Raw genomic sequence first — 13,999 nt, forward strand, 5'->3', positions numbered from 1 at the left:
CCGTCTCGTCGTTGCCCGGCAGAGAATTCTGGTACGCCTTCAAGATCAGCGCAGATATCTCATCAAGAAGCACACAGAGCGCTTCCTGCGGTCCTGGCCTGCAATTGAACTAGCATAAGTGAAAAATTGGGAGGCTTAATAATGACTGAACAGTATCGCCCGAACAGTGAGTACGAAGACTCGCCCGGAGGGCAAGGGTCTAACGGACGATCGGCCCGGGTGACATGGGGCCTACGCGCATTCGGGGTGGCTGTAGCGCTGCTGGTCTGGATTGCCATGGGCTACGCTGAGGGGTTGTCGTCAGATGCACGCTGGGTCGCGACTATCGCTACCCTGATGGCGATCTGGTGGATGACAGAGGCGATCCCGCTCTCGGCCACGGCTCTGCTGCCGATCGTGCTGATTCCGATGTTAACGGAGCGGACAGTCGGTCAGGCCACGGCGCCCTACGCCAGCTCTATCGTCTTTCTTTTTCTCGGCGGCTTCTTGATTGCCATTGCGATGGAGAAATGGAACCTGCATCGTCGCATCGCGCTCCTGACGCTGGCCCGAGTTGGGGTCGAACCGAAACGGATCGTGCTCGGCATGATGCTCGCCACGGGATTCCTGTCGATGTGGGTCTCCAACACTGCAACGACACTAATGATGCTGCCGATCGGGCTCTCCGTGCTCCGCCTGGTGGCAGAACGTAGTGGCGAGTCCTTAGCAACCACCTCCCCTGGACATGACCATCACCGGGCCGGTCACGTCGACTTCATTTTCGACGATAACATTAAACGCTTTGGCGTCTGCCTGCTGCTGTCTATCGCATGGTCGGCGAGTATGGGCGGCCTCGGCACCCTACTCGGTAGCCCACCGAATGCCATTGTCGCTGGCTACGCCGCCGACGAGCTAGGCCGTACCATCGGTTTCCTCGAGTGGATGATGATCGGCGTGCCGCTGGCCTTCACCTTTATCCTGGTGGCCTGGGTACTGCTGACGCGTGTGCTCTATACCTTCGACATCGCTGAGATTCCCGGCGGCAAGGAAATGATCGACAACGAGATCCATAAGCTCGGACCGCTCAGTCAGGGCGAGAAGATGGTGATGCTCGTTTTTGGCTCGGCGGCGTTCCTTTGGGTCGTACCCGGCGTGCTCGCCAATATTCCTTTGGTGGGGAATCGGCTGGGGCCGTTCGGCGAGCTTGATGATACCGCCATCGCCATTGCCGCCGGCATTGCGATGTTCATTCTACCCGGTAGAGGCCGTAGCGATATGGTGCTGACTTGGAAAGATGCCGAGGACGGGCTGCCCTGGGGCGTACTGCTGCTGTTCGGTGGTGGCTTGAGCCTCGCCGGCGCGGTGGCAGGCACCGGCTTGGATAGCTGGTTCGGCGAGCAGATTACCGGGCTGGAGGTGCTTCCTATCCTGTTGCTGGTCGCGGCCGTGACCACGATAGTGCTTTTCCTCACGGAAGTGACAAGCAACACAGCGACAGCCGCGACCTTCATTCCCGTGCTCGGGGGTGTCGCGGTTGGCATTGGTGCCGACCCGATGACGTTGCTCATCCCGGCGGCCTTCGCCGCGACCTGCGCCTTCATGTTACCGGTAGGAACGCCACCGAACGCCATCGTCTTCGGTACTGGCGCAGTCTCCATCGGCCAGATGGCACGTGGAGGCTTCGTTCTCAACATTGTCGGGATCGTGTTGATCACTGCCTTCTGCTACCTGATCGGGGGTTTTGCGCTCGGGCTACAGTTCTAGTTCGCGCTAGTAAAAGCTTGGGGGGCCTCTGCCGTTGATACCGATTAACTTGTGCAGGACGAACGCCCCCCATCAGATCTTGCTCGCTGCACGCTGGGCTCTGCGGGCTTTTTTATTTCGTCTTACCAACCGCGTTGTTGCGGCACGCGTTCATGTATGCATCACTAACGTACTAGCCACTCGTATACGGTGTCTTTCCCGTTAAGCCCGTTTGGTAAGTCATGATTACAGTGATACCGGCGATGCCGGTATTGGAATGGCCCGCCACCGCGAGCCTTGGGCATAGGGATCTGCAATCTGAACCATTTAGCGCGATAGCTTCTACCTAGCATGCTGCCTGACCATCGAACTTTTCAGAACGATTCTTAATCCGAAACAAACTTCGGTGGCAGGTGGCTATGCTATCGCGTTCACGTCAAGGCGAGATGCAACGATGGACGCATTGGGATCCCGCATAAAACAATTGAGACTAAAGGCCAAATTGAGCAAAGCTGCTCTGGCCCGACGGGTCGGCGTTTCCGATGTCACTATTTCCTATTGGGAGTCGGGCACGATCCGGCAGATCGGTCATGAGCGTCTAGTCGCTCTGGCCAGTGCACTCGACTGTACGCTGGCGGACCTATTACACGGAACGCCCGCCCCTCCGCCACAACATGGCGTCTTGCATATACAGGTGCACCAGTCAGCCCCTTGGCTACACCATGGTGACGTGCCTGCCCATCTTCTCGGCGGTTTGCCATTGCCAGGCTTGACGAGAGATTGCCATCTCGTCACACCAGGGCACGGCGAAACCTTTGATTTTCTCGCTGAAGGTGACTTGGCAGCGGTGTTTCCTCTTTCCGATTTCGCTCGCGATGGGCTTTATGTGCTTGATTACCTGGGCAAGCTGACCATCCGGCACCTGAGCCGCACTTCGAGCGGGGATGTACAAATCAGGAACGAATCAGAGCACGTGGAGACAGTACCTACCAATGCTCTGCCCTTCCGCCTGGTTGGACAGATCCGTGCACGCTGGAAACTGGTGGAAAGCAAGGATATCCATGCGATCGAGCCAGAGCCGACAGACTGAATCGATCGCCGCCTCGACTTGCATCCCTCTCGATGCCTACCTACGTTGCAGAAGTAAATGGTGATCAGGGAGGATTTGCTATGCCCATGCTGTTCGATAGCTATGAAGCTGCCAGTGACTGGTATTCCACCAGTGACTACAAGGATCTGGAATGGTACGACGGCTTCGAGGAGGAGCAGCTTATCGAGTTCGCCTACAATAGCGGTTCCGATTATGACGGAGAGGATTCACTGATCGCCGCGTTTCTCCGAGAGCAGGGCGAAGAGCCTGAAGATTACGGCCTTTGAGGCTATCCTCGCCTAGAGCTAGAGAAGGCCCGGTAGTGCCGAATACGAGCCGCGTTCCTGTATGGCTTGCATAAAAGAAGCCCGACCTATCAAGGCCGGGCTTCTTCGTAGCGCCCAATCGCGCCCTGCATCCTGCAGTTCATCTACGAGAATCCTTCTCGGGCATCCTTGGTTCGTCGAGCATCCTTGCTCGGGTTCCTTAGGACCACTCCCTGCTCACGGCGGGTACTATCGCAAGAATTTGCACGCAGCAAATTAAACAGCGTTATGTATTCTTGTAAGACATTGACTACAAAAAGTGTGAGACAAGCTTAATAGAGCCTAGGGACGTGTAATTCTCCAGCAGGGCCCGGCGCATAGAAAGCCCGGCCGAGAGTGCTAACACTCGATATTTTCGCAATGCAGGTAGTTGGATTTGAAGCCGGCAAATACCTTGAGCCGCTCCCAGTCCAGAATCGTCATGCGCTTGTTACTGAACGCAATCAGCGCCTCGGAGCGCAGTTTCTGTAGCGTTCGGTTGACATGAACATGAGTCATCCCCATCGAGTTGGCCAGTTCAAGCTGGGACAGTGGCAGATCGAAGCTGGTATTGTCGGTCAGCCCAGCGATACGTGAACGCAGCAGCATCTCGCAGAATACATGGGCCAGACGCCTGTCAGCGGATCGACTGCCCGCATTGACCAGCCATTCGCGAAGTGTCGCCTCGTCGACAAGCGTCGACCAGAATAGAGCCCGCGCAAGGCGGCCATTGCTTTCCATGAGATAGCTGATCTTATGGGCAGGCAACAAGGCCACCTTCAGTGGGGTCAATGCACGGATAGAGTGGTCCATTTCATTGAGAATCGTGACGTGCACGTCGCACAGATCACCAGGAATGAGGTAGGCCATGATGTGGTTATTGCCATTTCCCAGCGATTTGTATCGGCACGCCCAGCCTTCTTCAACCAGATGAACAGCATCCGGTCGCTGGCCCTCGCTAATGATGTCTTGCCCTTTTCGATAGTTCTTTCTAATAATGGCTGCGTTTTCTATAGAGCGCTTTTCTTCGTCCGTTAACTCTATGAAATTATTAAGCTTATTGAGCAAATTAGCTGTCACAGAAAAAACCGCCTCATTAAGCGCAGAAGAGGGAAGTAACTCAACAAACTAGCAATTCAGGACCACTCTCGATACAGGCCGAAGCTAGTATAAGAACCAGCAGTGAATGGCTTTGTGGCCGAGAATAATCCGGGTAGCGGCTCTCGATACCTATCTTGAAACCGCCCTGACCCAAACCCTCCCCAAGGTGGGCTTTTGTCTTTACCCTCAAATGGCTCGCACATACAAGGTAGAGCTTCTACTCTGCCGCAAGTAGGTCACGAGTTTCAGGGAGGAAAGATGATGAAAATTTTAATGGTACTGACGTCACATGACCAACTGGGAGATACCGGTAACAAGACCGGCTTCTGGCTGGAGGAGTTTGCTTCACCCTATTACGTATTCCTTGAGGGCGAAGCCGAGATCACGTTAGCTTCACCCAAAGGCGGCCAACCGCCGGTCGATCCCAAGAGCCATGACCCCAACGACGAGACCGAATCCATCGTACGGTTCAACCAAGACAAACAGGCACAAGACGCCTTGGCTAACACAGTGAAACTGGCTGAGATAAACGCTGAGGATTATGACGCCGTGTTTTATCCTGGTGGACATGGCCCGCTTTGGGACCTCGCGGAAGATACCGACTCCATCAAGCTTATCGAAACCATGTACGAGGCAGGTAAGCCCGTCGCTGCCGTATGCCATGGCCCAGGTGTTTTCCGCCACACTCGAAGCGCCGACCGCCAGCTCCTGGTCAGTGGAAAGCGAGTGACAGGCTTCACCAACACCGAAGAAGAAGGGGTCCAACTGACCGAGGTCGTGCCCTTTCTGGTTGAAGACATGCTGAAGGATAACGGGGGTGAATATTCCAAGGGAGAAGACTGGAGTTCTTACGTGGTAGTGGATGGCACCCTGATTACCGGCCAGAACCCTGGCTCATCAGACGAAACGGCAAAAACATTGCTTGAAGTACTCAAACGAGCACAGTGACAAGAGAGGGCGCTCCTTGATGGGGCGCCCTCTGTATGGGGATGAGCCTGCATCATATATACGAAACAGCTATTCTTTGGGGCGCATCCTGATCATAAATAAACGCCCCCTTCCAATATACTGCCTGACGCAAAAGCATGGCAGCCAAACCAGCATCAGTACTGATACTATACTTGCGCCGGATAGGACGCTCTCCGCCGCCCTGCGCTGGATTGGCCAAAGCCAATAACCAAGCAGTTCATAGCCACTTTATACCCAAATGGCCCGCTGGTGTAGAGTTGGGTTCGCATAGGCGTGTGGCTTCAGGCACCATATGCAGGGCTGTCATCGAATGCAAGAAGGCTCCGGCTTTCGCCGGAGCAAGATGGACCAAGGATGCTTCATGGCTATTTAAATCTAGCCCTTAAAGCCAACTTTCCATGTGTCGTTTTTATCAGATCACGTTGTTTTAATTTTCAATAAGCACGTTTAAAAACCACTTTACACGAGTCTTAAAAAACAGAAACCTTTATTAACTTGCGACACACTTATATCGCACCTAATTTATCAATACGCCTTTAGCATATGGCATTAAGCAATATAAGGAAAGTATTGCTTTCTAGGCAATTAGAAGCCCCTAGAATTAAGGAGAGTTTCGATGGCAGACGATAAGCGTAACCAAGGAAACATGAGCGTAAACGAAGCTGGCAAGAAAGGCGGCGAAGCCACTTCAGAATCTCATGGTAAGGAGTTCTACGAAGATATTGGCCATAAAGGTGGTCAGAGTAGTGGTGGCAACTTCAAGAATGATCCCGAGCGTGCTGCTGAAGCAGGCCACAAAGGTGGTCAGAATAGTGGCGGTAACTTCGCCAACGACCCTGAAAAGGCCTCCGAGGCTGGCCAGAAAGGCGGCAAGCAAAGTGGCGGTAACTTCGCAAACGATCGCGAGAAAGCCTCTGAAGCTGGCAAGAAAGGCGGCGAGCATAGCCATGGTGGAGGCCGTAACTCCTAATCATTCCGTCCGGAAGTGATTTAAGGAGGGATGTATACCTAAGGAACGAGTTCCCGTGCCACTGCCAACGGCCTTACCGTTGGCAGTCAATTTTTCTAGAGTAGTTAGGTCCATCTACGCTTGGATGGAGCTCGGCCTGTAGAGACCGAGCTCCGTAACGCTACACAGCGCCATGCATCCTGCATCTCTCCATGAGCATCCTGCTCATGCGTCCTTGGTAATTTGAGCATCCTTGCCCAGGTTCCTTTGATGAGTTCATCCATGAACGCAAGACCACTATGCCCTGTCTCAGCGTATATACAATTAACCCATGCGAACACAAGACGTAGGGAATAACAGGATAAAATTGTAAGAAAAAGCTTACAGAAGGTAGGCGGATTAGGAAGATAGAGAAAAAATAAGCCCCGGCTATCGGCCGGGGCAAAAGACAGTGACGTAGAGCTATGACGAACCTGCAAGGAATGCAGGACGAGTAAAAAAGACGTCACACCAACACCCTAACAGGAGGCCTCATGTACAAATCGTTGAATAAGCCTATTTTGTGACGCTATTTTACCATTCGGTGTCTCATCGTTACGCTGGATTGATTAGCGACTCGTCGCCCGCCCCACTTGGCCGGTTTACCTTAGTGCTGACCGGCCAGTGCGTAATCAGCTTGGCATTGAGGTGATGCACTACGTTGCGTAGGGTCTCGCGATCGGTCAGGTCAACGTCGAGCCAAGGCTCCAGACTTTCGTCGTCCAGAATCAGCGGCATGCGGTCATGTATGTCTTGGGCGGAGCCCCGGGCAGGCTCGGTGATGATGGCACAGCCCAGGGAGCCGTCCTCGCGCTCGGTATAGATACCTGCGAAATAAATCGGCTCTCGGTCCTCCCGACAAATGAAATGAGGCTGCTTGGGTGAGGCGGCCTTGTCCCATTCATACCACCCATCGGCGGGTATAAGACAGCGGTGCTTCTGGAAGGAAGATTTGAAATAGCCTGACGTGGCCACCGTCTCGACCCTGGCATTGATCGGCTGGCTCGCCTTGCCCTTCGCCCACTTCGGCTTGTACCCCCACCATAGTTCATCCATGTGTGGCGGCTCATCACCCGACATGCGCCGTATCGCCGTGATCCAGGTGCCAGGCGGCACGTTGTAACGCGGGGCCGGCTCACCCTCAACGGTAGATATCCCTACTTTCGTCGCAAACTTGGGGTAGGCACTATATAACGCGAAACGGCCGCACATAAACGACTCCTGAAAGAGCTTTTCCTAAGCGTGGGCAGTAACTTCTGGCTCGGCAAGCCATGCTAGTGCACATACCGCCTGGCCTGATTTACCGCCACTCCGCAGGCCCAGCCACCGCGCGGAAGTCATCCCGGCTTTTCCAGGGCGGCACCAACAAACGCGCCGGGCTGAACTGGCTGAGGCCATACCCTTCTAGCGTCGGATGGTGACCACCTGCCATCAGCGGGCCGAGATACATCACAAACATTATTCGGCAGCAACCTCCTGTTTTTATTGGTTTCACTTACCGACTCCCGCCTCAGCGTTGGCGGCCATCCGTATATTAGCGTTTGCCTGTGATCGAGGATTCGTTAAATACTGTATATCCAACCAGCAACAGGAGAAAATCCCTATGTCGCCACTCATCCATGCCGAGCTTGCACCGCCGCCGCTCGCCCTGCCGTTTCCCGAGACGCTCATCCGCGCGGGTTTGAGCGGGTTTCCCAGCCCCGCGCAGGATTACGAAGGCCGCACGCTGGATCTCAACGAACGACTGATCAAGCGTCCCTCTGCCACGTTCTTCATGCAGGTGGTCGGTGACAGTATGGTCAAGTTCGGCATGCAGGATGGCGACATTCTGGTCGTGGACCGCTCAATAGAACCCCGTCCTGGACAAATCCTCGCCGCACTGGTCGATGGCGAAGTGATCGTCAAGCGCTACGAGATCATAGGCAACCGCCCTTATCTCTGCTCCGGTAACTCCCGTTATGCCCCCATCCCCCTCGGTGACAACGAGTGCCAAGTCTGGGGTGTCGTCCGTTCGGTGATCCACGAGTATCCGGTGTGACCATGATTGGCCTTGTCGATTGCAATAACTTCTACGTGAGCTGTGAGCGGGCATTCCGGCCGGATCTCGAAGGTCGCCCCGTCGGGGTACTGTCAAACAACGACGGCTGTGTTATCGCTCGCTCGACTGAGCTGAAAGCGCTGGGCGTAGAGATGGGCGCCCCTGCATTTCAGCTCAAGCACCTGAGTCATAACCGCGGCGTAGTACTGCTTTCCAGCAACTATGAGCTTTATGGCGACATGTCCTCCCGTGTGCAGTCCGTGCTCGAGGAGTTCGCACCGCAGGTGGAGCCCTATTCCATCGATGAAATGTTTGTACGCTTCGACGGCTTCGAGACAGCGGCGCTGACCACGCATTGTCGGAAGCTACGCCAGCAAGTGCGCCAGTTCACCGGCATCCCGGTTTCCATTGGTGTTGCCCCAACCCGAACGCTCTCCAAACTTGCCAATTGCGCTGCCAAGAAGATTCCCGGTTATGGCGGTGTATGTGTACTGGATCGCGACAGCACGACCACCAAGGGCCTGCTGCAGCGGGTCGAGCTGGGGGATATCTGGGGCGTGGGTCGGCGCCTCATCGAACGCCTGCATACTATGGGGATTCGCTCGGCATGGGACCTGCGTAACACCGATCCCAGGCAGATCCGCCGCAAGTTCAGCGTGACGCTGGAACGCACCGTGCTCGAACTGCAAGGCACCCCCTGCATCGAAATGAATGATTTTGATGAACCCAGGCAGCGCATCATGACCAGTCGCTCGTTTGGCAAGCTCACCGGCAATTATCAGGAGGTTCAGGAAGCCATTCGTCAACACGGCCAGCGCGGCGCTGAAAAGCTCCGCCAGCAAGGCAGCCTGGCCCGGGCCGTGCTCGTCTTTCTCAAGACCAACCCGCACCGCCCTGACCTGCCCCAGTATTCGCCCAGCTTAATCGTCGAGCTGGAACACCCTACCGACGACAGCCGCCCGATCCTGCACGCAGCCAGTCAGGCGCTGCAGCGTATTTTCCTGCCCCGCTTTGCCTATATGAAGGCTGGCGTAATGCTGCTCGACCTGGTCGATGCCAACCGGCAGCAGCTTTCGCTGCTCGACACGCCTCAGAGCGCCACCGATCGCACACGGAGCGAAAGGCTGATGGCGACCATGGATGCGCTGAACCAGAAGATGGGGCGCGGTACGCTAAGATTGGGCATGCCGACAGAGGGCGCGGCCTGGCACCTGCGCTGCGCCAATCGCACACCGCGATGGTCCACGCGATGGGAGGAGATTCCCAAGGTGAGAGTGCTTTAAGTAAACGCCCCGGCATTCCTTGCCGGGGTCTTGCAGCCAGGCGTCCTACCCCAGAGCCAATGCTACGTGTTTTGCAGCGGGCAAAAATGAGTCAAATTGCTCGTTGTGATGTAAGCCATTGCTTACAGGTTCTGTAGAACATACAGAAGGTTTAGTAATATACCTGCCACACGGTATTGAGGCAGATCAGCCTTCGGCACCCACCGCTGTCCCGGTCCAGTCCGCAAAGCTGACGTAGTTAAAGCGGGGGCAACTAGTCGCCGATACCAAGTGTTCAAGGCTCCAAGAGAGCGATGCTATCCATGCTTAAAACGGATTCACCATGGCAAACACCGGCAAGGCCTTGACGCGCATCGGCGTCTTCTACGATGGCAACTACTTCTTCCACGTCAGCAACTATTACCAGTATGAACATCCGCGCAATGCACGCATCGGTATCTCAGGGTTGCATGATTTCATACGCCAGCGAGTAGCCTCTGAGGAGTCACTGGATCCCAACTACTGCCAAGTGGTAGATGCGCATTACTTCCGAGGGCGCCTGAGCGCCGAAGACGCTGAGAAACGTGACGTGCTGCTCAAGGAGCGCAAATTCGACGATGCGTTGATGCATGCCGGCGTTACCACCCACTACCTGCCGTTGGGTGCAGAAGGCGAGAAGGGCATCGATGTATGGCTGGCCTTGGAAGTGTACGAGCTGGCCTTTTACAAGCGCTTCGACATGGTGGTACTGATCGCTGGTGACGGCGACTTCCTGCCATTGGTCCGCAAGCTCAATACGCTGGGCATCAAGGTCATGCTGCTTGCCTGGGATTTTCGCTTTAAAGATAACCGGGGCAGCGTACGTGAGACGCGAACTGCCCAGGCGTTGCTCAATGCCGTGACCTATCCAGTGCTTATGCATCAGGTGATTGATGACCGCACCCTGCGCAACGATCGCACCATTGACAACCTGTTCCTCTCCCGCGGGGTGAAGCCCGCCCCGGCCAGAGACTCATACGCTGATCAGGGCGATAACGGAGCGGCCCGCTATGGCACGGTGCACCACGTCAAGGATGGGTTCGGCTTCATTACCCCAGAAACCGGCGAAGACAACCTATTTTTCTTTTCCGGCGACGTAGTGAATACCGACTTCGAAGCTCTCAAGGCCGGAGACCCAGTAAGCTTTGAGATCGGGGCAAACGATAGAGGGCCGTGTGCGGTCAGTGTGTCGCTGAGACGCTAATAGCATCCATAGCGCTTGGCCCACTCATCCGCCATCGCTTTCTTAGGGAACGTTCTCGCTTCCGAATAGTCAGGCTGACCATGGCGGCCGATGCGGATCTGCGCCAGGTATGAGAAACTGCCGTCCTTTTTGCGGCGCTTCCTGATCGTCGCCAAGCGAACCTCCTCGATGTACCAAATCGCCGAAGCCCTGTGTACCAAATTTGTACCAGCACATGACGTAAAACAGGGCAAAACCACTGTAAATATGAACAGTCATGAACAAGATGGCAACAGCTAAAACCGGCATGAATACTGGCACCGCGCGGCCTGCGCTGGATAGGACGTTCTCCGTCGCGCCGATGATGGACTGGACGACACGCGATTACCGTGTGTTCGCCAGGACACTGACTCGCCACGCGTTGCTTTATACCGAGATGGTCACAACCGGGGCCATCCTGCACGGTAGCCCGCGGACTCGCTTTCTTGGCTACGACGACACCGAACACCCTTTGGCGCTGCAGCTGGGCGGAAGTGATCCCGGCGAGCTGGCCGAATGCGCGGCCATTGCCGAGGCATGGGGTTATAACGAGGTCAATCTCAACGTGGGCTGCCCCAGCGATCGGGTACAGAACAATCTGATCGGCGCCTGCCTGATGGGATACCCTGCCAAGGTTGCGGACGCGGTTCGCGCCATGCAGGAGGCAGTCTCGATTCCGGTAACGGTGAAGTGCCGTATCGGCATCGACGATCAGGATGAAGATGCCGATCTGGAGCGTTTCATCGCGCAGGTAGCCGATGCTGGCTGTGATACGTTCATCGTGCATGCTCGCAAGGCGTGGCTGCAGGGGTTGTCTCCCAAGGAGAACCGTGACATCCCGCCGCTCAATTACCCACGTGTCCACCGCCTGAAGATGAGTCGTCCTGAACTGCACATCGGTATCAATGGCGGGCTCAAGACACTCGACGACTGCCGAGACCACCTGCAGCACGTCGACAGTGTGATGATAGGACGCGAGGCCTACCAGAATCCATGGTTGTTAGCCTCGGTCGACGAAGCTTTTTATGGACAATCGGGCCCGGCACAGTCACGCCATCAGGCAGCCTGTGCCCTGCGTCCCTACATCACGCGTCGCCTCGAGGAAGGCGCTCGCCTGAACCATGTTACCCGCCACCTGCTGGGGCTGTTCCAGGGCTGTCCCGGTGGGCGGCGCTTCCGGCGCCACCTTTCCGAACATGCCCACCGTGAAGGAGCCGGACTGCAGGTATTCGACGATGCGCTGGGGCTGGTACCCGAGCCGGAGCGTGCGTGCCTCGAGGCCTAACCCAACTCCCACGGCAGGGACAGGCCAGGTATGTTGCTAAAGGGTTTCCGGCGCCGGTTCGTAGTCCGACTGGAACGATTCCACCGCATTTTCGGCTTCCTCGATAGCATCGAAGCGGGCCACATGGAACAACGCTTCGCCTTCGTTGGCCAATGGCAGGTTGCTCATGCCGATGACGATGCCATCGGCATTGGCCACGATCTCGTCTTCAGAATTGCCAAAGGGATCGGCCACCACACCCAATATCTGTCCTTTGGCGACACGGGCCCCGAGACGCGTTCGTGGGCGCAGGATGCCGTCGATCGGCGCCCTCGCCCAACTCGAGCCGTTGGCGACCTCGGCTGCCGGCGGCTGGCTACGCCGGCGACTGGCAGCGAGCATGCCCAGTTGGCGCATGACGCGCAATACGCCACGTACGCCAGGGGCGATGGCCCACTCATCGAAGCGTAACGCCTCACCTGCCTCATAGGTCAGTACGGGCACGCCCCGGCTTTGCGCATAGGCGCGCAAGCTGCCTTCGCGCAGTTCCGCATTGAGAATCACCGGCACACCGAAGGCCTCGGCCATGGCAGCAGTCTCGCTGCCCTGCTGTAGCTGGGCACGGACCTGAGGGAGATTGGTGCGATGGATGGCCCCGGTATGCAAGTCGATGATGTGGGTCGCCTGATCGGCAATCTGCTCTCGAAATAGCGCCGCAACCCGCGAGCCCAGCGAGCCTGCCTCGCTGCCGGGGAAGCAGCGGTTGAGGTCGCGCCGGTCAGGCAGGTATCGGGTGTGCTGCACGAAGCCGAAGACATTGACGATGGGGACCGCAATCAGCGTACCGCGGAGTCGCCGAATCGCCGAGGAGCGCAGCAGGCGACGCACGATCTCGACGCCGTTGATCTCGTCACCGTGGATCGCGCCACAAACCAACAGCACTGGGCCGGGCTGGCGCCCATGAACGACTTCGACGGGAATATGTAGCGGCGCATGGGTATAGAGCTTGGCAATAGGCACATCGATCTGTGCCCGCGAGCCCGGCGCCACACGCACGCCGGCAAGTTCGAAAGGGGCTCGAGCCATGGGTTACCTCTATAAGAACAGTGTTTCCTTTTATACTCGGGTCGTCGCCCAATGGCGAGCGCAACCGGCCATTTCCAGTGCCGGCTGATAAACTGCAGCCTCGTATCATGTTCGCAAAGGACCTGGAATGCCCCTTCCCGACTATTCTCCCCTGGCCTGGACGCTGATCGTGCTGGCGACTTTCATGACCGGTGTCTCCAAGGGCGGGTTCGCCGGCGGATTTGGCACGCTCTCGGTGCCATTGATGGCGATTGCCATCGGGCCGATCGAGGCAGCCGGGCTGCTGCTACCACTGCTACTGGTCATGGATATGTTGAGCGTCAGGGCCTGGCGGGGGCGCCAGGACAATACCGAAGTCAAGCGCCTGATACCGGGGCTAGTGGTCGGCGTGCTTGCAGGTACGTTGTTGATCGGCACGTTGGATGAAAACTTGATACGTCTGGTCTTGGGGGTCATCGCCCTGCTGTTCGCCATCTATATGCTGCTCAAGCCAGCCGCCTCACGCCCCATCAGCCGGTGGTGGGCCTTCCCTGCCGGGGCCGGTTGCGGTTTCACCAGTTTCCTGGCCCATGCCGGCGCGCCACCGATCAACCTTTACCTGATTCCGCGCCGGCTACGCAAGGAAACCTTCATCGCTACCTGCGTGGTAACCTTTGCGGCAGTCAACCTGATGAAACTTGGCCCCTATCTGTGGCTTGGCGAAATCAACCTGACCAGCGCCAGTGCCTCGCTATTGCTGGTACCGGTCGCCTGGGCCGGCGTACGCAGCGGTCTCTGGCTACAGCATCGTGTCAATGAGGTACTGTTCTACCGGCTGATCATCGTAGCTATGGTGGTTGTCGGCATCCAACTGATCGTCAAGGCGCTTGGCTAGGATCCAATCATTGAGTCATTTTGCTAAGGAGAGCAATCA

At 56.6% G+C, this 13,999-nt stretch carries 15 protein-coding genes; 10 read left to right on the plus strand and 5 right to left on the minus strand.

The annotated features are described in order from the left end of the window. Window positions 1-141: 141 nt before the first annotated feature. The 3 genes from F568_RS0100855 (at window position 142) to F568_RS0100865 (ending at window position 3,099) form a co-directional block, all read left to right on the plus strand. Window positions 142-1,743 carry an SLC13 family permease gene (locus F568_RS0100855; RefSeq protein WP_040475717.1) on the plus strand — a complete coding sequence of 534 codons (1,602 nt, stop codon included), beginning with the start codon at window positions 142-144 and terminating at the stop codon, window positions 1,741-1,743. 433 nt (window positions 1,744-2,176) lie between these two features. After that, window positions 2,177-2,812 (plus strand): helix-turn-helix domain-containing protein, encoded by a 636-nt coding sequence (locus F568_RS25530; protein WP_019016808.1) that lies wholly within the window; start codon window positions 2,177-2,179, stop codon window positions 2,810-2,812. An 80-nt stretch (window positions 2,813-2,892) separates the two neighbouring features. Further along, the gene (locus F568_RS0100865; protein ID WP_019016809.1) at window positions 2,893-3,099 is read left to right on the plus strand and encodes a hypothetical protein; all 207 of its coding nucleotides are present in this window, start codon (window positions 2,893-2,895) and stop codon (window positions 3,097-3,099) included. A 378-nt stretch (window positions 3,100-3,477) separates the two neighbouring features. Here the strand turns inward: F568_RS0100865 and F568_RS21930 are convergent, their stop codons facing one another. Next, on the minus strand, window positions 3,478-4,197 hold the full coding sequence (locus tag F568_RS21930; protein WP_040475718.1) for a Crp/Fnr family transcriptional regulator: 720 nt from the start codon (window positions 4,195-4,197) through the stop codon (window positions 3,478-3,480). Window positions 4,198-4,479: 282 nt separating this feature from the next. Between F568_RS21930 and F568_RS0100875 the strand changes: the two genes are divergently transcribed. After that, entirely contained in the window at window positions 4,480-5,166 is a 687-nt protein-coding gene (locus tag F568_RS0100875) for a type 1 glutamine amidotransferase domain-containing protein (RefSeq protein ID WP_026300249.1), read from the plus strand. Between the two features lie 637 nt (window positions 5,167-5,803). Continuing rightward, window positions 5,804-6,157 carry a con-10 family general stress protein gene (locus F568_RS26285; RefSeq protein ID WP_019016812.1) on the plus strand — a complete coding sequence of 118 codons (354 nt, stop codon included), beginning with the start codon at window positions 5,804-5,806 and terminating at the stop codon, window positions 6,155-6,157. 573 nt (window positions 6,158-6,730) lie between these two features. Here the strand turns inward: F568_RS26285 and F568_RS0100885 are convergent. Further along, complete coding sequence (locus F568_RS0100885; protein WP_019016813.1) at window positions 6,731-7,387, minus strand: SOS response-associated peptidase; 657 nt, start codon at window positions 7,385-7,387, stop codon at window positions 6,731-6,733. 88 nt (window positions 7,388-7,475) lie between these two features. Next, window positions 7,476-7,634, minus strand: coding sequence for a hypothetical protein (locus F568_RS24780; protein WP_019016814.1), 159 nt, complete (start codon window positions 7,632-7,634; stop codon window positions 7,476-7,478). A gap of 144 nt (window positions 7,635-7,778) precedes the next feature. Here F568_RS24780 and F568_RS0100895 point away from each other — a divergent pair, with 144 nt between their 5' ends. The 3 genes from F568_RS0100895 to F568_RS0100905 all read left to right on the plus strand — a co-directional run bounded on the left by F568_RS0100895 (window position 7,779) and on the right by F568_RS0100905 (window position 10,718). Then, the gene (locus F568_RS0100895; protein WP_019016815.1) at window positions 7,779-8,213 is read left to right on the plus strand and encodes a LexA family protein; all 435 of its coding nucleotides are present in this window, start codon (window positions 7,779-7,781) and stop codon (window positions 8,211-8,213) included. 2 nt (window positions 8,214-8,215) lie between these two features. Further along, window positions 8,216-9,496 carry a Y-family DNA polymerase gene (locus F568_RS0100900; RefSeq protein WP_026300251.1) on the plus strand — a complete coding sequence of 427 codons (1,281 nt, stop codon included), beginning with the start codon at window positions 8,216-8,218 and terminating at the stop codon, window positions 9,494-9,496. A gap of 322 nt (window positions 9,497-9,818) precedes the next feature. Continuing rightward, on the plus strand, window positions 9,819-10,718 hold the full coding sequence (locus F568_RS0100905; RefSeq protein WP_019016817.1) for an NYN domain-containing protein: 900 nt from the start codon (window positions 9,819-9,821) through the stop codon (window positions 10,716-10,718). Here F568_RS0100905 and F568_RS25215 read toward each other — a convergent pair. Next, window positions 10,715-10,873 carry a hypothetical protein gene (locus F568_RS25215; RefSeq protein WP_019016818.1) on the minus strand — a complete coding sequence of 53 codons (159 nt, stop codon included), beginning with the start codon at window positions 10,871-10,873 and terminating at the stop codon, window positions 10,715-10,717. The genes F568_RS0100905 and F568_RS25215 overlap by 4 nt on opposite strands. A gap of 101 nt (window positions 10,874-10,974) precedes the next feature. Between F568_RS25215 and dusA the strand changes: the two genes are divergently transcribed. Next, window positions 10,975-12,021 (plus strand): tRNA dihydrouridine(20/20a) synthase DusA, encoded by a 1,047-nt coding sequence (dusA, locus tag F568_RS0100915; protein ID WP_019016819.1) that lies wholly within the window; start codon window positions 10,975-10,977, stop codon window positions 12,019-12,021. 36 nt (window positions 12,022-12,057) lie between these two features. On the opposite strand, the gene F568_RS0100920 is transcribed toward dusA, so the two are convergent. Next, window positions 12,058-13,086, minus strand: coding sequence for a succinylglutamate desuccinylase/aspartoacylase family protein (locus F568_RS0100920; RefSeq protein ID WP_019016820.1), 1,029 nt, complete (start codon window positions 13,084-13,086; stop codon window positions 12,058-12,060). Window positions 13,087-13,213: 127 nt separating this feature from the next. On the opposite strand from F568_RS0100920, the gene F568_RS0100925 reads away from it, so the two are divergent. Then, on the plus strand, window positions 13,214-13,960 hold the full coding sequence (locus F568_RS0100925) for a sulfite exporter TauE/SafE family protein (RefSeq protein ID WP_019016821.1): 747 nt from the start codon (window positions 13,214-13,216) through the stop codon (window positions 13,958-13,960). The last annotated feature ends 39 nt before the right edge of the window (window positions 13,961-13,999 follow it).

This window comes from Modicisalibacter luteus DSM 23508 (assembly GCF_000378505.1).
Classification (GTDB): domain Bacteria; phylum Pseudomonadota; class Gammaproteobacteria; order Pseudomonadales; family Halomonadaceae; genus Modicisalibacter; species Modicisalibacter luteus.